The following is a 19,782-nucleotide window of genomic DNA, read 5'->3' as shown; positions in this document are numbered from 1 at the left end:
CGGACGAGGGGGGACTCGTGGAGCTGAGGGTGACGCGCTGGAAGCGGTACGGACATGATCGCCTGTACGCGAACCTGCCTGAAGGCACGGCGGTCGGTTGGGCGGATGCGAAGACGGGGGAGATCACGGTCCTGGTCGCCGAGTATCGCGACGACGTGATGGCCGTGCTGACTGATCACTTACGGAACAACCCCGAACCGGTCGCGCCGCAGAGGACGCCCAGGACGTCCAAGGCCGAGGGGCCCCCGCTGCTGCCGCCTCTGACGGCGGCCGACGACCTGTCCACCAACCGTCCCGGTGAGTCTCTGCTCGACAAATCCGGGCCAGGCCTGATCAAGCGATTCGTCTTACAGCTCCTGCGGCGCCCCGCCGAGTGGGACTCCTGGCGGAAGGGTCTGGCGGGGGAGCAGCGGGTGGGAGCCGAGCTGAACCGCTTGGAGCGGCACGGCTGGCGCGTCCTGCATTCCATCCTCTTGGCTGAGAAGGTGGACGTGGACCATTTGCTGATCGGGCCCGGTGGCGTGTTCAGCATCAATACGAAACACCATCACAAAAGGGCTGTGTGGGTCGGCGACGACTCCGTGAAGGTGGATCACGGAAAGCCGGCGCCCTATGCGCGTAAGAGCAGGGCTGAGGCCAAGCGGGTAGCCCGAGTGCTTGAGCGATACTGCGGATTTCCCGTACCAGTGGAGCCGGTGCTCGTTTTCGTGGGCGTGACTGATTTGAAGGTGGTTGCCACGCAGCTCAGCGTGCGCGTGTACCGGGAGCGTGACGTGGCGGCACTGGCGCCGCTCTCAGGGGTGCTGACAGTCGAGCAGGTCGAGCAGGTGTACACCGTCGCACGCCATCGCCAGGCTTGGAGCCAGGTCCCGCCGGCGGCGACATGACCTTGCTCGTGTTTGAGGTCTGTGGCGTGATGCCCAGAGACCTCGTCGTTTCCTTGGCCCGTCAAGCAGGCCGGGTCGCCTGGGCCTGTTCGGAGGAGAGCAGGCGTTCAAGGTTTTTTCGCTCGCTATCGAGCGCGGCAAGTATCCGTGTGCAGGTGCGTTCGAAGTCGGGCTCGACCTCGACACCGAGGTCATGGCGCAGAGTGACCCGCAGCAGATATACCCCGTCGGACATTGGACCGCTGAACCAAGCTTTGGCACGGCTGTACGCCTCGTCCGGGTCAGGACTGTTCGGCAACTGCTTGACTACGGAATACCCGACGCCGAGCGCCCTGTTGAGGATCGAAACAATCTCGTGGACATACTTCGGCAGCGCCATCTGTGCCGAAGAGTATTGCTCCAACCAAGCGTCCCTGGCGGTGTCAAGGACTGCTGGCTTGACGGTTTCACCACGCTCGGCAGCTCGGACGGAGTCTCGGGCAGCGACCCGGTAAGCGCGAGCCGTGGTATTCAAACGGGCATAGAGATCCCGCCTGGCTTCCTGCGCTCGGTCGTGGCGGTCCTCAGTCCGTTCACGATCGGCGCGCTGGTTCTGCTCCCGGGTGACGCGCTGGCTGAGCAATGCCCCACCCAGGGTTCCACCCAACGTTCCTCCGACGCCGATGAGCGCAACTGCAAGCGTGGTCACGTCCACGAGATCCCCCACCTCGTCCGATCATTTGCCCGCTGGCGGCGGTCGTCAGTCTTCCCACCCTCGACGTTGTCCACTACCGGGACGACGATAGCGAGCGGCGCGGCTGCCCGACTTCGATGCGCTGCGCCACCTGCGGGAATGCCTCAAGATCCCGTCCACGCCTCGTCCACAGACGCCGACATATGGTCGCTCCGGGCTGCATCCGCCTGCACATACGCCAAGACCCCGTCCTCAGCGAAAGCGCTGGTGGCGGGGTCTTTGGGCACCTCGTACAAGGTGCCCCCGGCAGGATTCGAACCTGCGCACACGGCTCCGGAGGCCGTTGCTCTATCCCCTGAGCTACGGGGGCGTGTCGGTTGCGAGGTGTTGCTCGCGGCGACGGGTAGAACACTACCAGCTCGTCCGGGGTGTTCATGAACAGGTTTCCTCCCGGGCCGTGGCCGGGGTGGAAGTGGGGAAAAGCCGGACGCGGTGGCCGGTCCGGATCTACTCTCGAGTGGTGCCAGGCGCGTCGGGTCGGGTGCTTGTTGTGGACGACAACAAGGTCATCCGGCAGCTGATCAGGGTCAATCTCGAGCTGGAGGGCATCGAGGTCGTGACCGCGTCCGATGGTGTCGAGTGTCTGGAAGTCGTTCATCAGGTCCAGCCCGATCTCGTGACCCTCGATGTCGTCATGCCCCGGCTGGACGGGCTGCGGACCGCCGCGCGGCTGCGTGACGACCCGCGTACGCGTGAGCTCCCCCTCGTCGTCATCAGCGCCTGTACGCAGCACGAGGTCGAGGCCGGTCTCGACGTCGGCGTCGAGGCGTTCCTGGCCAAGCCCTTCGATCCAGCCGAACTCGTCACCGTCGTACGTGGGTTGCTGGAGCGCGGGGACGGGTTCGGGACCGTCCTCGGAGCCGGGGAGGGCATGGCGCCCGGGAAGGCGTAGGAGCTGGGCGCGGGAGGCGGGCTCCGGATCCGTAGGTGTCGAGGTCTCGCCGCCCTGGGTGGCCTGGGTGGCCTGGGTGCCCGGGGTGTCGCCCTCCCCCCCCCACAGCGGCCCCCCGTCCACATCCCGGACCTCTGGGCCATCGGGTCGCCTGGGGACCCCCCTCCTCCCCTAGGCTTGTGCCGTGACTCCCGTCGAGCTCTCCCGGACCGTGCTGTGCGCGGTGCGTCGTGCTGTCGACGACGGGGAGCTCAGCGTGGTCGTGCCGGGGCAGGCGCTGGTCACCGCTCCCGGGCCCGGGGGGTGCGGGGACTACGCCACCACCATCGCCCTCCAGCTGGCGCGCCCGGCCGGGCAGCCGCCGCGGCGGGTCGCCGAGGTGCTGCGCCCGTATCTGCTGGGGGCGAGCGGAGTCCGGGACGTCGTCGTCACCGGGCCGGGGTTCCTGAACATCAGCCTGCGCCGGGCCGAGGTGTCCGCGGCGCTCGTGGGGGAGATCCTGCGCGCCGGGACGCGGTACGGGCACGCCGACGGGCCCACCGGGCAGCTCGTGCAGCTCCATGCGCCCCATGAGGTGCGGGCCGTCGTCGTCATGGACGCCGTCGCCAGGGTGCTGCGTTCGCAGGGCGTCCTCGTCCGCACCAGTTGCGCGGCTCGGCCCGAGCCGGGATGGACCGAGGTGCTCGGCGCCCGGGTGGACGCCTACGGCACGCCCGATTCGCCCGCACCCCTCGACGTCAACGTGCGTCCCGTTCCGGCACCCGTCCCCGCCACATCCGACCCCGCCGCGCTCGACGCCGTCGCGCTCGGGCGGGACGCCGGGCGGTGGGCGCTGCTCCAGCCGGCCGCCCACGACCGGCCCCGCATCGGTGACGAGCACCTCTCCCAGCGGGAGGCCAATCCGCTCTTCCGGGTCCGTTACGCCCACGCGCGGGTCCGGGCGCTCGGCCGGAACGCCGCCGACCTCGGGTTCGCCGCCCGTCTCGGTGACCTGGACATCCCGGAGGCGGAGGTGGAGGCGGAGGACTCGCGAGGAGCGGAGGGGGCGCGGGGTGCGGCCGGCTCCCCCCAGGGGGTCGGCGCCGCGCGGGTCCGGGAGCTCGAGGCGGCTCTCGCCGACCACCCCCGTGTCCTCGCCGCCGTAGCGGCGCAGCGTGCTCCCGATCGGCTGGCCCGGCATCTCGTCGCCGTGGCCGACGCCGCCGTCCCCCTGTTTCCAGCCGTCCTTCCTCGTGGTGAGGAGAAACCCTTGGCCGCCCACCGTGCCCGGCTCGCGCTCGCCGAAGCCGCCGGGGCGGTGCTGGCCGGCGGCCTGTCCCTGCTCGGCATCGACGCACCCGACCATCTCTGAAAGAGCACGCCCAAGATGAGCCGTTCAGCCCACCCCGCCGGGCCCCGTCACGCCGACGTCCTTCCGGAGGGGCACTACTCCGCCCCGCCCGCCGATCTCAACGCCCTCGACCCGAAGGTGTGGGCGCACACCGTCCGCCGTGACGCCGACGGCGCGCTGACCGTGGGCGGCGTCGGCGTCGGCACGCTCGCCGAGCAGCACGGCACCCCCGCCTACATCCTGGACGAGGCCGACTTCCGCGAGCGGGCCCGCGCCTGGCGCACCGCGTTCGGGACCGACGCCGACGTCTTCTACGCCGGGAAGGCGTTCCTGTCCCGCGCCGTCGTGCGGTGGCTGCACGAGGAGGGGCTCAACCTCGACGTCTGTTCGGGCGGCGAGCTCGCCACCGCCCTCTCCGCCGGCATGCCCGCCGACCGCATCGCGTTCCACGGCAACAACAAGTCCGTCGACGAGATCCGGCGCGCCATCGAGGCCGGGGTCGGACGCATCGTCCTCGACTCGTTCCAGGAGATCGTGCGCGTCTCCCATGTCGCGCAGTCCCTCGGCCGGCGCCAGCGCGTCCAGATCCGCATCACCGTCGGCGTCGAGGCGCACACGCACGAGTTCATCGCCACCGCCCACGAGGACCAGAAGTTCGGCATCCCGCTCGCGGGCGGGCAAGCTGCGGAGGCCGTCCGGCGGGCCCTCCAGCTCGACGGGCTGGAGCTCATCGGGCTTCACTCCCACATCGGGTCGCAGATCTTCGACATGTCCGGCTTCGAGGTCGCCGCGCACCGGGTGGTGGGGCTGCTCAAGGACATCCGTGACGAGCACGGCGTCGAGCTGCCCGAGATCGACCTCGGCGGCGGCCTCGGCATCGCGTACACCAGCGACGACGATCCCCGCGAGCCGCACGAGATCGCCAAGGCGCTCACCGAGATCGTCACGCGCGAGTGCGAGGGGGCGCGGCTGCGCACCCCGCGGATCTCCGTGGAGCCGGGGCGTGCCATCGTCGGGCCGACCGCCTTCACCCTCTACGAGGTCGGCACCATCAAGCGCCTCGACGGGCTGCGGACGTACGTCTCCGTCGACGGCGGCATGTCGGACAACATCCGCACCGCGCTGTACGACGCGGAGTACAGCGTCGCGCTGGTCTCCCGGACCTCCGACGCCGAGCCGATGCTCGCGCGGGTCGTCGGCAAGCACTGCGAGAGCGGCGACATCGTCGTGAAGGACGCGTTCCTGCCCTCGGACCTGGCACCGGGTGACCTGATCGCCGTACCCGCCACGGGTGCGTACTGCCGGTCCATGGCCAGCAACTACAACCACGTGCTGCGGCCGCCGGTCGTCGCCGTGCGCGAGGGGGAGTCGCGCGTCATCGTGCGGCGGGAGACCGAGGAGGACCTGCTGCGGCTGGACGTCGGCTGACGGCCGTGAAGGGGGCCGTGGGCGGGGCCGCGCGACGGCCCGCGGAAGCGCGCGGAGGCCTGCTGAGCAGGGCGCAAGATCTCCTGTCGGGTGCCCCCTCGAAAATGAAATAGATGTCTCACGATCCGGACCAGGGATAGAAACTCCGGTCCGGTGAGTGAGACTGGGTCAACCGGAAACAACCGTAGACGGTATGAGGAAACGAGGTCGGATGATGCGTACGCGTCCGCTGAAGGTGGCGCTGCTGGGCTGTGGAGTGGTCGGCTCAGAGGTGGCGCGCATCATGACGACGCACGCCGACGACCTCGCCGCGCGGATCGGGGCCCCCGTCGAGCTCGCCGGTGTGGCGGTGCGGCGGCCGTCCAGGGTCCGTGAGGGCATCGACCCCGCCCTCGTCACCACCGACGCGACCGCCCTCGTCAAACGCGGCGACATCGACGTCGTCGTCGAGGTCATCGGGGGCATCGAGCCCGCGCGCACGCTCATCACCACCGCCTTCGAGCACGGCGCGTCCGTCGTCTCCGCGAACAAGGCGCTCCTCGCCCAGGACGGCGCCGCGCTGCACGCCGCCGCCGAGGAGCACGGCGAGGACCTCTACTACGAGGCCGCCGTCGCCGGCGCCATCCCGCTGATCCGGCCGCTGCGCGAGTCCCTCGCCGGGGACAAGGTCAACCGCGTGCTCGGGATCGTCAACGGCACGACCAACTTCATCCTCGACAAGATGGACTCCTCCGGCGCCGGGTACCAGGAGGCCCTCGACGAGGCCACCGCCCTCGGGTACGCCGAGGCCGACCCCACCGCCGACGTCGAGGCCTTCGACGCCGCCGCCAAGGCCGCCATCCTCGCCGGGATCGCCTTCCACACGCGCGTGCGCCTCGACGACGTCTACCGCGAGGGCATGACCGAGGTGACGGCCGCCGACTTCGCCTCCGCCAGGGAGATGGGCTGCACCATCAAGCTGCTCGCCATCTGCGAGCGCGCGGCCGACGGCGGCTCGGTGACCGCGCGGGTGCATCCCGCGATGATCCCGCTGACCCACCCGCTCGCCTCGGTGCGCGGCGCCTACAACGCCGTCTTCGTGGAGTCGGACGCGGCCGGGCAGCTCATGTTCTACGGCCCCGGCGCCGGCGGTGCTCCCACCGCCTCCGCCGTGCTCGGCGACCTCGTCGCCGTCTGCCGCAACCGGCTCAGCGGGGCGACGGGGCCCGGCGAGTCGGCGTACGCCGCGCTGCCGGTGTCGCCGATGGGCGACGTCGTCACGCGGTACCACATCAGCCTCGACGTCGCGGACAAGCCTGGCGTTCTCGCCCAGGTGGCCACCGTCTTCGCCGAGCACGGAGTGTCCATCGATACCGTGCGCCAGCAGGGACGACTGGACGGAAGCGGCGAGGCCTCCCTCGTCGTCGTCACCCATCGCGCGTCCGACGCCTCCCTCACCGGGACCGTCGAGGCGCTGCGCAAGCTCGACACCGTGCGGGGTGTCGCCAGCATCATGCGGGTTGAAGGAGAGTAACCAGCAATGACCCACCAGTGGCGCGGAATCATCGAGGAGTACCGGGACCGGCTGCCGGTATCCGACAGCACGCCGGTCGTGACGCTCCGTGAGGGCGGCACGCCCCTCGTCCCCGCGCAGGTGCTCTCCGAGCGCACGGGCTGCGAGGTCCACCTCAAGGTGGAGGGCGCCAACCCGACGGGGTCCTTCAAGGACCGCGGCATGACCATGGCCATCACGCGGGCCAAGGAGGAGGGCGCGCAGGCCGTCATCTGCGCCTCCACCGGCAACACCTCGGCCTCCGCCGCCGCCTACGCGGTGCGGGCCGGGATGGTCTCCGCCGTGCTCGTCCCGCAGGGCAAGATCGCGCTCGGCAAGATGGGGCAGGCGCTGATCCACGGCGCGAAGATCCTCCAGGTCGACGGCAACTTCGACGACTGCCTCACGCTCGCCCGCGCGCTCAGCGACAACTACCCGGTGGCGCTGGTCAATTCGGTGAACCCGGTGCGTATCGAGGGGCAGAAGACGGCCGCGTTCGAGATCGTCGACATGCTCGGCGACGCCCCCGACATCCATGTCCTGCCGGTCGGCAACGCGGGCAACATCACCGCGTACTGGAAGGGGTACCAGGAGTACGCCGCCGACAAGATCGCCTCGCGGGCGCCCCGCATGTGGGGGTTCCAGGCGTCCGGCAGCGCGCCGATCGTGCGCGGTGAGGTCGTCAAGGACCCGTCGACGATCGCCACGGCGATCCGTATCGGCAACCCGGCCTCGTGGAAGTTCGCGCTGGCCGCGCAGGAGGAGTCCGGCGGCTTCATCGACGAGGTGACGGACCGTGAGATCCTGCGCGCCTACCGGCTGTTGGCCTCGCAGGAGGGCGTCTTCGTGGAGCCCGCGTCCGCGGCGTCCGTGGCCGGTCTGCTGAAGGCGGCCGAGCAGGGCAAGGTCGACCCGGGGCAGAAGATCGTGTGCACCGTCACCGGCAACGGTCTGAAGGACCCCGACTGGGCCGTCGCGGGCGCTCCGCAGCCGGTCACCGTCCCGGTCGACGCGGTGACGGCGGCCGAGCGGCTCGGACTCGCGTAGGCCTCGCGCAGCGCGCGTTGCCTCCGGCGGCGGTCCGCCGGTCGTCCCGGGCGGTCGGTCACGGCCGCCCGACGGCGCCCGACGGACCGCTTCCGGGCAGTCCCGGCGGCTCGTTTCGGGGCCGGCCCCCTTCGGCGGGCCGTCACCGGCGTGCCGTCCGGGTGCTCCGCCGGACGCGACCCGTCGCCCGGATCGGTCGGACGCCCGGACCGGTTGGCCGTCCGGATCGGTCGGCAGTCCGGATCGGTCGGCCGCGAGTGGCGAGCCCGCGCGGCGAGCCGCACGTGTCGCCCGGTGGGCGGTAAGCCGTACGACGTCGGTCGCGGGCGACACGTCGCCGGTGGTCAGCCGCAGGCGGCGAGCCGTCCGGCGCTTCGCCCGCGAGGGTTCCGCCGTCCGGGGCCGCCATCAGCGGGCGGCGAGCCCGACGCGGTGGGCTGCATGCGAGGACCATTCCTTGCGAGGCAAGCCGCATGTCAGGTCCTGTGCCTGCGCGGTGGGCGACACGCCAGGTCCCGTGCCTTGCGCGGTGAACCGCATGTCAGGCCCCTTGCGTGGTCGGCCGGCGGCGACAGCCGTGTGCGGCGGGTCTGCTGCGCCAGCCCTGCGTGGCGGGCCGACGGCAGCAGCCGTGTGTGGCCGGCCGATGGCGACAGCCGTGTGCGGCCGGTCTGCGGCGACAGCCCTGAGTGGTCGGCCGGCGGCGCCAGTCCTGTGCGGCCGGTCTGCGGCAGCAGGCGCGCGTGGTGGGCTGGCGGCAGCAGCCGCGCGTGGCCGGGTCTGCGGCGCCAGCCGTGTGGGTCGGCCGGCGGCGACACCCGTGCCTGGCCGGCCGACGGCAGTCGACGTGCGCGGTCGGGCAGGTGCGGCGCGTCGTATGTGCTCGGTCGGGTCCCGCCGGTCGTTCGGTGGTCCGGATCCGGCGGTGCCTTCGGCTGCGGGGCGTCGACGGGCCGTCGTACCGGAGCCCGACGGGCGCGAAGACCCGCAGCCTGCCGACGCCCCCGGCGTGCGCGGAGAGCGTCCGCGGAGTGTCGGTGGTCGTCGGGCCTTCCGTGGGGGCGGACCGGTGGTCGTCGGGGGCCGGGTGCCGCGGAGGAAGGGCTTTCCCCTGCGGGGGTGCACGAGGGGCTTGCGACACGCATCATGCGCCGCCCGTGCGCCCTATGTCGCCACAGAACCTTCCTTCGATAGGCTGTACCGAATCCGCCCGCCGCATATGCCTCAGTGGCGCGTCGTCGCCGCGTCGTCTCCGCGGAATCCTGGGTTCCCCCGCAGATGCCGCCCGTACCGCCCGCACCGCCCGTACATGTCGAATGTCGTTCGACAGTCCCGCAGCTCAAGGAGAGTCATCGCGAGATGGCCGGTCCCGCCTTCCGCGCCGCCCCCGTCCGGGTGCGCGTTCCCGCCACCAGCGCCAACCTCGGCCCGGGCTTCGACGCCTTCGGTCTCGCGCTGGGGCTCTACGACGACGTAGTCGTCCGGGTGGCCGACTCCGGGCTGCACATCGACATCGCGGGGGAGGGCAGCGAGACGCTGCCGCGCGACGAGAAGCACCTCCTCGTCCGTTCCCTGCGCACCGCGTTCGACGTCCTGGGCGGCCAGCCGCGCGGCCTGGAGATCGTCTGCGCCAACCGCATCCCGCACGGCCGCGGCCTCGGCTCGTCCTCGGCCGCCATCTGCGCCGGGATCGTCGCCGCGCGCGCGGTGACGATAGGCGGCGAGAGCAAGCTCGACGACGCCGCCCTGCTCGAGCTCGCGACCGAGATCGAGGGCCACCCGGACAACGTGGCGGCCTGTCTGCTGGGCGGTTTCAGCCTGTCCTGGATGGAGGCGGGCGCCGCGCGGGCCATCAGGATGGAGCCCGCCGATTCCATCGTTCCGGTGGTTTTCGTGCCCGGGAAGCCGGTCCTCACCGAGACCGCGCGCGGCCTGCTCCCGCGCTCCGTCCCGCACGTCGACGCCGCCGCCAACGCGGGCCGTGCCGCCCTGCTCGTCGAGGCACTCACCCGCCGCCCCGAACTGCTGCTGCCCGCGACCGAGGACCGGCTGCACCAGGAGTACCGCGCGCCGGCCATGCCGGAGAGCGCCGCGCTGGTGGAAAGGCTGCGCGCCGACGGGATTCCCGCGGTCATCTCCGGCGCCGGACCCACCGTGATGGCCCTGGCCGACGCGGGAACGGCCGACAAGATCGAGGCCTCGGCCGGCGCGGACTGGGCCGCGAACCGCCTGGCCCTGGACCTGAAGGGCGCGTGCGTACTGCCGCTCGCGCCCGCTGGTGACACGCACTCCGGCGACATTTAAGGGCACGGTTGCCGGATTTCGAGAGGGGGAATGTTTGTTGGATCCGGTAGTGTTAACCTCAAGTCTGCACCCGACCCCACCATGGCGAGGTGCTTCGTGTCCCCCTTCGGGACAGACATTCTTCCGGGAGCTCCCCAAGCCGCACTGCGTTCCGTACGTCGTATCTGGGCAGTACGCAGTACAGCGACGCTGAGCGGTCCACAGACGGGGATCCCCCCTCTGGGGGAGCTTCGGAATCGGTGCGACCACGCCACGTGACACTGGGTGCCACGGCTCGTCGCGGTAGCGCCATCACCAGCAAACACTCTTCCGCCGCTTTGGGCGGACCACCGCCCCGGCTTCGCCTCAGCAAGGACCGAAGTCGGACAGCACAAACGGTCGCCGAGCCAGACAGGCCGACGTCCGCTCCAGGGAAGGACCCTTCGTGAGCGACACCACCGATCTGATGGGCGCACGTGTCGAGGAGACCGCTGCCGCGCCCGCCACGGACGCCTCCGCGCCTGCCACCGGTGCCGGCTCCCGGCGGCGCCGCGGTACCGGCCTCGACGGCATGGTGCTGGCAGAGCTTCAGCAGGTCGCATCCGGCCTCGGCATCAGGGGCACGGCGCGTATGCGCAAGAGCCAGCTGATCGAGGTCATCAAGGAGGCGCAGGCGGGAGGCGGAGCCGCTCCCAAGGCCGCGGCCCCGGCCGGTGACGCCGCCGAGACCAAGCCCAAGCGCCGCGCCACCTCCAAGGCCCGTACGGGCGACGAGGCCGCCGAGAAGAAGGCGCCCGCCGCCAAGGCCGAGGCCGCCGCCGAGCAGGCCGTGGCCCAGCAGCAGATCGAGATCCCCGGCCAGCCGGCCGGCGGGAACGAGGCGCCGGCCGAGCGCCGCCGCCGTCGCGCCACCGCCGACGCGGGCAGCCCGGAGACGGTCGTCGCCGAGGCGAAGACCGCCGCGAAGACCGAGACGTCCGCCCCCGCGCAGGCCGAGAGCCAGGCGCAGCCGCAGGGCGAGGCCAAGGGTGACGCCGACGGCGTCGAGGGCCGCCGCCGCGACCGCCGTGAGCGCGGCCGCGACCGCGGTGAGCGTGGCGAGCGCGGTGACCGCGGTGACCGCCGCAAGGGCGACGACCAGCAGGGCGGCCAGCAGCAGCGCGGCGGCCAGCAGGGCCAGCAGCAGGGCGGCGGCCGTCAGGACCGCCAGCAGCGCGACAACGGCCCCCAGGACGACGACGAGTTCGGCGACGGCCGCCGCGGCCGCCGTGGCCGCTACCGCGACCGCCGTGGCCGTCGCGGGCGTGACGAGATCGGCGCCGCCGAGCCGCAGGTCGCCGACGACGACGTCCTGATCCCCGTCGCGGGCATCCTGGACATCCTCGACAACTACGCCTTCATCCGGACGTCGGGTTACCTGCCGGGCCCCAACGACGTGTACGTCTCGCTCGCCCAGGTCCGCAAGAACGGCCTGCGCAAGGGCGACCACGTCACCGGCGCGGTCCGCCAGCCCAAGGACGGCGAGCGCCGCGAGAAGTTCAACGCGCTGGTCCGTCTGGACTCCACCAACGGCATGGCGCCCGAACACGGCCGCGGCCGCCCGGAGTTCAACAAGCTGACGCCGCTCTACCCGCAGGACCGCCTCCGTCTGGAGACGGACCCGGGCGTGCTGACGACCCGCATCATCGACCTCGTGTCGCCGATCGGCAAGGGCCAGCGCGGCTTGATCGTGGCCCCGCCGAAGACCGGCAAGACCATGATCATGCAGGCGATCGCCAACGCGATCACGCACAACAACCCCGAGTGCCACCTGATGGTCGTCCTGGTCGACGAGCGTCCGGAAGAGGTCACCGACATGCAGCGGTCGGTCAAGGGCGAGGTCATCTCCTCGACCTTCGACCGTCCGGCCGAGGACCACACCACGGTCGCCGAGCTCGCCATCGAGCGCGCCAAGCGGCTGGTCGAGCTGGGCCACGACGTCGTCGTGCTGCTCGACTCGATCACCCGTCTGGGCCGTGCGTACAACCTCGCCGCCCCGGCCTCCGGCCGCATCCTGTCCGGTGGTGTCGACTCGACCGCGCTCTACCCGCCGAAGCGCTTCTTCGGTGCGGCCCGCAACATCGAGGACGGCGGATCCCTCACGATCCTCGCCACCGCCCTCGTGGACACCGGGTCCCGCATGGACGAGGTAATCTTCGAGGAGTTCAAGGGCACCGGCAACATGGAGCTCAAGCTCGACCGCAAGCTCGCCGACAAGCGCATCTTCCCCGCGGTGGACGTCGACGCGTCCGGTACCCGTAAGGAAGAGATCCTGCTCGGCAACGAGGAGCTCGCGGTCACCTGGAAGCTGCGCCGTGTGCTGCACGCGCTCGACCAGCAGCAGGCGATCGAGCTGCTCCTCGACAAGATGAAGCAGACGAAGTCGAACGGCGAGTTCCTGATGCAGATCCAGAAGACGACGCCGTCGACGGGCAACAACGACTGACGACGGACGTCCGCGTCCGGCGCGCTCGCGCCGCACACGACCGAGGGCCGCTCCCCGCACGGGGGGCGGCCCTCGGTCGTGTCGTACCCGCGGGTTACGATCTCGCTCTTCACGCAATCTTCAGATCGAACTTCTTCGAGACTTGCTTCTTCGAGACTGCTTCGAACTTCTCGATCCCTAGGGGGGACTTGAGTGGACACATCCACGTCGGGGGGCGGTCGCCACAGACGCCGGATACGGATCGCGCTGCCCGTCGCCGCGGCCGGACTGGCCGCCGCGATCGCCGGTGCGCTGTTCCTGTCCCCGGCCGAGGCCGCCGAGACGCCGCCGTCGCCCGCGCCGGCGCGGACGATGCCGGCCAAGGAGCTCCACAAGCTCATCGACGTCGCCGTGAACGGTGACGAGGTCCCGGGGGAGACCGCCAAGTCGTCCCTGAGCGCGAGCAGCAGCACCGGCAAGGTCGACCCGAAGATCATCGGTGGTACGACGGCGAGCATCACCAACGCGCCGTGGATGGCCCAGCTCTGGTACGGGGACGACCGGGGCACCACCACGACCGCCGACGACATCGGCTTCTTCTGCGGTGGCTCGGTCGTCTCGCCGACGAAGATCCTCACCGCCGCGCACTGCGTCAAGGGCTACAACTGGTACGGCCACGGCTACGTCGTCACCGGCAGCACGCAGCTGCTGTCCGACAGCGGCGACCTGCACGGCGGCACCGGCACCTTCGTCGCGCGGCAGTGGAACCACCCGTCGTACAGCGCGACGACGCTGGACAACGACATCGCCGTGCTCACGCTCGACGCGCCGGTCACCGCCACGCCGATCAAGATGACCACGAACACCGACAGCGCCTCGTACGCCACCGGCACCAAGGCGACGCTGTACGGCTGGGGCCGCACCACCTCCACCACGCAGGACATCTCCGAGACGCTGAAGACGGCCCAGCTGCCGATCCAGTCGAACGCCACCTGCTCGGGCTTCTACGGCACCGACTACCTCCAGGGCCACATGGTCTGCGCGGGCACGCCCGCCACCGGCAGCGACACCGGCACCACCACCGCCTGCAACGGCGACTCCGGCGGTCCGCTGATCGTCAAGAACGCGGCCGGCGAGAACCGGATCGTGGGCGTCGTCTCCTGGGGTGTGAAGGACTGCGTCGAGAGCGGCGCGTACAGCGTCTTCAGCAAGATCTCCACGTACGCCGCCAGCGCCTACCCGCGCCTCGACGACGCCAATCTCAACGACGACCAGCTCGCCGACGTGTGGGTGCGCAACGCTTCCACCAAGGTCGCGCGCGACCTGTACTCCAAGGGCACCTCACTGGTCGGCGGCGACTCCTGGGGCTCCATGAGCGCCTACAACCTCGTCGTGCAGAGCGACCTGGACCGGGACGGCATCCAGGACCTGATCCTGCGCCGCGCCTCGGACGGCGACGTGTTCTGGAAGCACTGGGTCGCCTCCAGCGGGACCTGGGCGACCAAGCTCATCGGCGACAACTGGAAGACCCGCACCCAGATCGTCGCCCCCGGTGACGTCACGGGCGACTACCTCGCGGACCTGATCGCCGTGGACTCGGCCGGCGCGATGTGGGTCTACCCGGGCAAGGGCAACGGCACCTTCGCCGCGCCCGTCAAGAACGGCACCGGCTGGAACGCGTACAACGTCGTGCGCGGTCACGGCGACTTCAGCTTCGACGGCAAGACGGACCTGATCGCCCGCGACAAGGCCACCGGCGCGCTCTACCTCTACAAGGGCACCGGCACCGCCGCCACCGCCTTCGCGGCCCGCATCAAGGTCGCCACCTGGAGCAACACGACGTACAACGTCATCGCGGCCGTCGGCGACGTCAACGGCGACGGTCTGGCCGACCTGCTGGCGCGCACCCCGGCGGGCACCCTGTATCTGTACAAGGGCACCGGAAAGGCCAGCAGTGCGATCTTTGCCACAAGGGTCTCACTCGGGACGTCTTTCAAGCAGTACGACCTGTTCGGCTGAGTCCGGCCGAACGCGCAGGTGAGCCGGGGTAGACCCCGCTCACCCGTGTCACGCAGCGTGCCCGGTCCACCGCGGACCGGGCACGACGCGTTGTGCAACCCTGTCCCGAGTTTCCCCGTCTGACCTGGCGGAGTGACGATGGTGAGGTTGTACGAGAACAGAGGAGCACATGGCCGCCGAGAGCACGCCGGAGCCCGGAACCCCGGGTGACGCCGGCACAACGAGCGGGGCGACCGGCAGCGACGGTCCGCGCCACCGCAGACAGCGTGGCCGCCGCAAGGGGGTGCTGATCGCAGCGTGGACAGCCGCGGGTGTCCTCGTGCTGGGCGGCACCGGCGTCGGCTACCTCTACTTCAAGCTCAACGGCAACATCAAGAGCGTCGACATCGACCAGGCCCTGGGCACCGACCGGCCGACCAAGGTCGACAACGGCTCCGAGAACATCCTCGTGCTCGGCTCGGACACCCGCTCCGGCACCAACAAGAAGCTCGGCGGCGGCACGGACGACGGCAGTGCCCGCTCGGACACCGCGATGGTCATCCACGTGTACGAGGGCCACAGGAAGGCCAGCGTGGTCTCCATACCCCGCGACACGCTCATAGACCGCCCCGCCTGCACCGACACCCACGGCACCACGCACGACGCGGCCTCCGGCGTGATGTTCAACTCGGCGTACTCGACGGGCGGCGCGGCCTGCGCCGTGAAGACGGTCGAATCCATCAGCGGCATCCGTATGGACCATTACCTCGAGGTGGACTTCTCCGGCTTCGAGAAGCTCATCGACGAGCTCGGCGGCGTCCGGGTCACCACGACCAAGGCGATCGACGACCCCGACAGCCACCTCCGGCTCAAGGCCGGCACGCACACCCTCACCGGCGAGCAGGCCCTCGGCCTGGTCCGCACCCGGCACGGCGTCGGCGACGGCTCCGACCTCGGCCGCATCCAGCTCCAGCAGGCCTTCGTCAAGGCGCTCGTCAACCAGGTCAAGCACGTCGGCCTCTTCACGAGCGGCACCAAGCTGTACGACCTCGCCGACACCGCGACCAAGGCCGTCACGGCCGACTCCCGGCTCGGCTCGCTGAACTCCCTGATGTCCTTCGCGAACGGGCTCAAGGGCATCAGCGCCGCCAACATGAACATGGTCACGATGCCGGTCCGGTACGACCCGTCCAACCTCAACCGGGTCATCGTCGCCGAGGCGAAGGCCAAGCAGGTCTGGACGGCCCTGAAGAACGACCGGGCCATCCCGAAGGCGGCCACCGAGGGCACCGCCACGGGCGAGGCGGCAGGGGTCGTGACGTCGTCCTGAGGGGCTCGTCGGGGCCCCGGGGAATAGATCGCCCCGCCCCCCGGTTTTGGGGGATGCGGCCAGTCCTGGCAGACTGGTACGTCGGCTCCGGTTCACGTTTGCCGTATCCCGCGGCAGCGACCCGGCGCCCTCCCGAAACTAGGAGACACCTTGAAGCGCGACATCCACCCCGAGTACGTCGAGACCCAGGTCAGCTGCACCTGTGGCGCGTCGTTCACCACCCGCAGCACGATCGAGAGCGGTTCCATCCGCGCCGACGTCTGCTCCGAGTGCCACCCGTTCTACACGGGCAAGCAGAAGATCCTCGACACCGGTGGCCGTGTGGCCCGCTTCGAGGCCCGCTTCGGCAAGGCTGCTGCCGGCTCCAAGAAGTAGCGAGCCCCTCTTCGCCGGTCCACGGCAGTGTCCCCGCCCAGGGGCACGCCGGGACCGGCGTTTTTGGTCGCCCGCCCTTCCCCCACGTTCGTCATTCAGGAGCCCACCATGTTCGAGGCCGTCGAGGAGTTGCTCGGAGAGCACGCCGACCTGGAGAAGAAGCTCGCCGACCCGTCGGTCCACAGCGACCAGGCCAACGCGCGCAAGCTGAACAAGCGCTACGCCGAGCTGACCCCCATCGTCGGCACGTACCGCTCCTGGAAGCAGACGGGCGACGACATCGAGACGGCGCGCGAGTTCGCCGCCGACGATCCCGACTTCGTCGCCGAGGTCAAGGAGCTGGAGAAGCAGCGCGAGGAGCTGACGGAGAAGCTGCGGCTGCTGCTCGTGCCGCGCGACCCGTCCGACGACAAGGACGTCATCCTCGAGATCAAGGCGGGCGCGGGCGGCGACGAGTCGGCGCTGTTCGCCGGCGACCTGCTGCGCATGTACCTGCGGTACGCCGAGCGCGTCGGCTGGAAGACCGAGATCATCGACTCGACGGAGTCCGAGCTGGGCGGCTACAAGGACGTCCAGGTCGCGGTGAAGACCAAGGGCGGACAGGGCGCCACCGAGCCCGGACAGGGCGTCTGGGCGCGCCTGAAGTACGAAGGCGGCGTGCACCGGGTGCAGCGCGTGCCCGCCACGGAGTCCCAGGGGCGGATCCACACCTCCGCGGCCGGTGTGCTGGTGACGCCGGAGGCCGAGGAGGTCGAGGTCGAGATCAACGCCAACGACCTCCGCATCGACGTCTACCGGTCCTCCGGGCCCGGCGGGCAGTCCGTGAACACCACCGACTCCGCCGTGCGCATCACGCACATTCCCACCGGAGTCGTCGCCTCCTGCCAGAACGAGAAGAGCCAGCTTCAGAACAAGGAGCAGGCGATGCGTATCCTGCGCTCCAGGCTGCTCGCGGCGGCGCAGGAGGAAGCGGAGCGGGAGGCCGCCGACGCCCGCCGCAGCCAGGTCCGCACCGTCGACCGCTCCGAGAAGATCCGCACGTACAACTTCCCGGAGAACCGCATCTCGGACCACCGCGTGGGATTCAAGTCGTACAACCTGGACCAGGTCCTGGACGGCGACCTCGACGCGGTGATCCAGGCCTGCGTCGACGCGGACTCGGCCGCCAAGCTCGCGGCCGCGTAGACGCTGTAGGACGTACGCACGACGAGGACGACACGGAGGACTTGCGTGAACCTGCTGCTCGCGGAGGTGGCCCAGGCCACCCAGCGGCTGGCCGACGCCGGCGTGCCCTCGCCGCGCAACGACGCGGAGGAGCTCGCCGCGTTCGTGCACGGCGTGAAGCGCGGTGAACTCCATTCCGTGAAGAACTCCGACTTCGACGCCCGCTACTGGGAGGTCATCGCCCGGCGCGAGCAGCGTGAGCCGCTCCAGCACATCACCGGGCGGGCCTTCTTCCGGTACCTGGAGCTCCAGGTCGGCCCCGGCGTCTTCGTACCGCGCCCCGAGACGGAGTCGGTGGTCGGGTGGGCCATAGACGCCGTCCGCGCGATGGACGTCGTCGAGCCCCGCATCGTCGACCTGTGCACCGGCAGCGGCGCCATCGCGCTCGCCCTCGCCCAGGAGGTGCCGCGCTCGCGCGTGCACGCCGTGGAGCTGTCCGAGGACGCCCTGCGCTGGACGCGCAAGAACATGGAGGGGTCCAGGGTCGACCTGCGTCAGGGCGACGCCCTCGACGCCTTCCGCGACCTCGACGGCCAGGTCGACCTGGTCATCTCCAACCCTCCGTACATCCCGCTGACGGAGTGGGAGTACGTCGCCCCCGAGGCCCGTGACTACGACCCGGAGCTCGCCCTGTTCTCGGGGGAGGACGGCCTCGACCTGATCCGCGGCATCGAGCGCACCGCGCACCGGCTGCTGCGCCCCGGCGGGGTCGTCGTCATCGAGCACGCCGACACCCAGGGCGGCCAGGTGCCGTGGATCTTCACCGAGGAGCGGGGCTGGGCCGACGCGGCCGACCACCCCGACCTCAACAACCGTCCGCGCTTCGCGACCGCCCGCCGGGCGACGCCGTGAGCACCCCCCACCCCACTTCCGACCCGCAGCAGTACGTGTACGAGGAGGCCCGCTAGATGGCACGGCGATACGACACCAATGACGCGACCGACCGGGTGACCGGTCTGCGCGAGGCCGCGTCCGCCGTCCGCCGTGGCGAGCTCGTGGTCCTCCCGACCGACACGGTGTACGGCATCGGCGCCGACGCGTTCTCCTCGGAGGCCGTAGCCGACCTCCTCGACGCCAAGGGCCGGGGCCGCAACATGCCCACCCCCGTGCTCATCGGCTCCCCGAACACGCTGCACGGCCTCGTCACGGACTTCTCCGAGCTGGCCTGGGAACTGGTCGACGCGTTCTGGCCGGGCGCGCTGACGCTGGTCGCCAAGCACCAGCCGTCGCTCCAGTGGGACCTGGGCGACACCCGCGGCACGGTCGCCGTGCGCATGCCGCTGCACCCGGTCGCCATCGAGCTGCTGACGGAGGTCGGCCCGATGGCGGTCTCCTCCGCCAACCTCACCGGCCACCCGGCGCCGGAGAACTGCGACTACGCCCAGGAGATGCTCGGCGACTCCGTCTCCGTCTACCTCGACGGCGGTCCGACCCCCGGCAACGTGCCTTCCTCGATCGTCGACGTCAGCCGGGAGGTGCCGCTGCTGCTGCGGGCGGGCGCGATCTCCGCGGACGAGCTGCGGAAGGTCGTACCCGACCTCGAGGTGGCGAATTGACAGCCCCTGACGCGGGGCGTGGCATAGGCAACGGGGACCGTGCCGCGGAACAGACGACGACGTTCGGGTTTCCGCGCGACACCTTCCGCATCCTCCACGTCAGCACCGGCAACGTCTGCCGCTCGCCGATCACCGAGCGGCTGACGCGGCATTTCGTGTCGCAGCGGCTCGGGGTGCTGGGCGGGGGGCTGATCGTGGAGAGCGCGGGCACCTGGGGCCACGAGGGCGCCCCGATGGAGGCCAACGCGGAGACCGTGCTGGCCGACTTCGGCGCGGACGCCGGCGGGTTCACCGGCCGTGAGCTCCTCGACGAGCACGTCATCATGGCCGACCTGGTCCTGACGGCGACGCGCGACCACCGCGCGCAGGTCATCTCGATGGGCCACTCGGCGGGCCTGCGCACCTTCACCCTGAAGGAGTTCACCCGCCTGGTGAACGCCATCGACCCGGCGACCCTGCCCCCGGTGGACGAGGGCGTGGTGATGCGCGCCCGGGCCCTGGTCCGCGCGGCGGCCGCGCTGCGGGGGTGGCTGCTGGCCCCGACCCTGGAGGCGGACGAGGTCTACGACCCGTACGGGGCGCCCCTGCCGTTCTTCCGCTCCATCGGCGACGAGATACACCAGGCGCTGGACCCGGTCGTCACGGCGCTGACGGGGGTCCCGGCGAGGACGTAGGCCCCGCACCACCCGTGCCCACGCGCGGGC

At 70.8% G+C, this 19,782-nt stretch carries 16 protein-coding genes and 1 tRNA gene; 15 read left to right on the top strand and 2 right to left on the bottom strand.

Annotation, left to right across the window (positions count from 1 at the left end):
* The first annotated feature begins 29 nt into the window (after positions 1 to 29).
* The gene (locus tag Saso_RS34590; RefSeq protein ID WP_229901160.1) at positions 30 to 887 is read left to right on the top strand and encodes a nuclease-related domain-containing protein; all 858 of its coding nucleotides are present in this window, start codon (positions 30 to 32) and stop codon (positions 885 to 887) included.
* A 61-nt stretch (positions 888 to 948) separates the two neighbouring features.
* Here the strand turns inward: Saso_RS34590 and Saso_RS34585 are convergent, their stop codons facing one another.
* Together Saso_RS34585 and Saso_RS34580 are read right to left on the bottom strand one after the other, a co-directional pair.
* Positions 949 to 1,581, bottom strand: a complete 633-nt coding sequence (locus Saso_RS34585; RefSeq protein WP_229901159.1) for a hypothetical protein — start codon at positions 1,579 to 1,581, stop codon at positions 949 to 951.
* A gap of 277 nt (positions 1,582 to 1,858) precedes the next feature.
* Positions 1,859 to 1,930: transfer RNA gene (locus Saso_RS34580), tRNA-Arg, on the bottom strand.
* 96 nt (positions 1,931 to 2,026) lie between these two features.
* Between Saso_RS34580 and Saso_RS34575 the strand changes: the two genes are divergently transcribed.
* From Saso_RS34575 to Saso_RS34510, 14 genes are all read left to right on the top strand, one after another.
* Positions 2,027 to 2,512 carry a response regulator gene (locus Saso_RS34575; RefSeq protein ID WP_189919702.1) on the top strand — a complete coding sequence of 162 codons (486 nt, stop codon included), beginning with the start codon at positions 2,027 to 2,029 and terminating at the stop codon, positions 2,510 to 2,512.
* Between the two features lie 184 nt (positions 2,513 to 2,696).
* Entirely contained in the window at positions 2,697 to 3,863 is a 1,167-nt protein-coding gene (gene nrtL, locus Saso_RS34570; RefSeq protein WP_189919700.1) for an ArgS-related anticodon-binding protein NrtL, read from the top strand.
* 15 nt (positions 3,864 to 3,878) lie between these two features.
* The gene (gene lysA / locus Saso_RS34565; RefSeq protein WP_189919698.1) at positions 3,879 to 5,270 is read left to right on the top strand and encodes a diaminopimelate decarboxylase; all 1,392 of its coding nucleotides are present in this window, start codon (positions 3,879 to 3,881) and stop codon (positions 5,268 to 5,270) included.
* A 214-nt stretch (positions 5,271 to 5,484) separates the two neighbouring features.
* Entirely contained in the window at positions 5,485 to 6,783 is a 1,299-nt protein-coding gene (locus tag Saso_RS34560) for a homoserine dehydrogenase (protein ID WP_189920489.1), read from the top strand.
* Positions 6,784 to 6,789: 6 nt separating this feature from the next.
* Entirely contained in the window at positions 6,790 to 7,848 is a 1,059-nt protein-coding gene (gene thrC / locus Saso_RS34555; protein WP_189919696.1) for a threonine synthase, read from the top strand.
* A 1,359-nt stretch (positions 7,849 to 9,207) separates the two neighbouring features.
* Entirely contained in the window at positions 9,208 to 10,152 is a 945-nt protein-coding gene (gene thrB / locus Saso_RS34550; protein ID WP_189919695.1) for a homoserine kinase, read from the top strand.
* Positions 10,153 to 10,576: 424 nt separating this feature from the next.
* Positions 10,577 to 12,616 (top strand): transcription termination factor Rho, encoded by a 2,040-nt coding sequence (gene rho, locus Saso_RS34545; RefSeq protein WP_189919693.1) that lies wholly within the window; start codon positions 10,577 to 10,579, stop codon positions 12,614 to 12,616.
* A 192-nt stretch (positions 12,617 to 12,808) separates the two neighbouring features.
* Positions 12,809 to 14,614 (top strand): trypsin-like serine protease, encoded by a 1,806-nt coding sequence (locus tag Saso_RS34540; RefSeq protein ID WP_189919691.1) that lies wholly within the window; start codon positions 12,809 to 12,811, stop codon positions 14,612 to 14,614.
* A gap of 169 nt (positions 14,615 to 14,783) precedes the next feature.
* Positions 14,784 to 15,923, top strand: coding sequence for an LCP family protein (locus Saso_RS34535; protein ID WP_189919689.1), 1,140 nt, complete (start codon positions 14,784 to 14,786; stop codon positions 15,921 to 15,923).
* A gap of 150 nt (positions 15,924 to 16,073) precedes the next feature.
* A complete protein-coding gene (rpmE, locus tag Saso_RS34530; protein WP_189919687.1) occupies positions 16,074 to 16,298 on the top strand; it encodes a 50S ribosomal protein L31 in 225 nt (74 codons plus the stop codon).
* Between the two features lie 108 nt (positions 16,299 to 16,406).
* A complete protein-coding gene (gene prfA, locus Saso_RS34525; protein ID WP_189919685.1) occupies positions 16,407 to 17,483 on the top strand; it encodes a peptide chain release factor 1 in 1,077 nt (358 codons plus the stop codon).
* A 45-nt stretch (positions 17,484 to 17,528) separates the two neighbouring features.
* Complete coding sequence (prmC, locus tag Saso_RS34520) at positions 17,529 to 18,374, top strand: peptide chain release factor N(5)-glutamine methyltransferase (protein WP_189919683.1); 846 nt, start codon at positions 17,529 to 17,531, stop codon at positions 18,372 to 18,374.
* Between the two features lie 56 nt (positions 18,375 to 18,430).
* Complete coding sequence (locus tag Saso_RS34515; RefSeq protein WP_057584058.1) at positions 18,431 to 19,078, top strand: L-threonylcarbamoyladenylate synthase; 648 nt, start codon at positions 18,431 to 18,433, stop codon at positions 19,076 to 19,078.
* On the top strand, positions 19,075 to 19,752 hold the full coding sequence (locus Saso_RS34510; protein ID WP_189919681.1) for an arsenate reductase/protein-tyrosine-phosphatase family protein: 678 nt from the start codon (positions 19,075 to 19,077) through the stop codon (positions 19,750 to 19,752). Before Saso_RS34515 ends, Saso_RS34510 begins: the two co-directional genes overlap by 4 nt.
* The last annotated feature ends 30 nt before the right edge of the window (positions 19,753 to 19,782 follow it).

This window comes from Streptomyces asoensis (assembly GCF_016860545.1).
GTDB classification, from domain to species: Bacteria; Actinomycetota; Actinomycetes; order Streptomycetales; family Streptomycetaceae; genus Streptomyces; species Streptomyces asoensis.
Note: the sequence above shows the minus strand (reverse complement) of the source record. Positions and strands in the feature narration are given on the sequence as shown.

What these genes read in the sequence shown, in the direction of transcription:
- Saso_RS34560 (WP_189920489.1), top strand. Translation starts at nt 5,485, where the DNA reads ATGCGTACGCGTCCGCTGAAGGTGGCGCTGCTGGGCTGTGGAGTGGTC.
- thrB (WP_189919695.1), top strand. Translation starts at nt 9,208, where the DNA reads ATGGCCGGTCCCGCCTTCCGCGCCGCCCCCGTCCGGGTGCGCGTTCCC.
- Saso_RS34515 (WP_057584058.1), top strand. Translation starts at nt 18,431, where the DNA reads ATGGCACGGCGATACGACACCAATGACGCGACCGACCGGGTGACCGGT.
- lysA (WP_189919698.1), top strand. Translation starts at nt 3,879, where the DNA reads ATGAGCCGTTCAGCCCACCCCGCCGGGCCCCGTCACGCCGACGTCCTT.
- thrC (WP_189919696.1), top strand. Translation starts at nt 6,790, where the DNA reads ATGACCCACCAGTGGCGCGGAATCATCGAGGAGTACCGGGACCGGCTG.
- prfA (WP_189919685.1), top strand. Translation starts at nt 16,407, where the DNA reads ATGTTCGAGGCCGTCGAGGAGTTGCTCGGAGAGCACGCCGACCTGGAG.
- Saso_RS34535 (WP_189919689.1), top strand. Translation starts at nt 14,784, where the DNA reads ATGGCCGCCGAGAGCACGCCGGAGCCCGGAACCCCGGGTGACGCCGGC.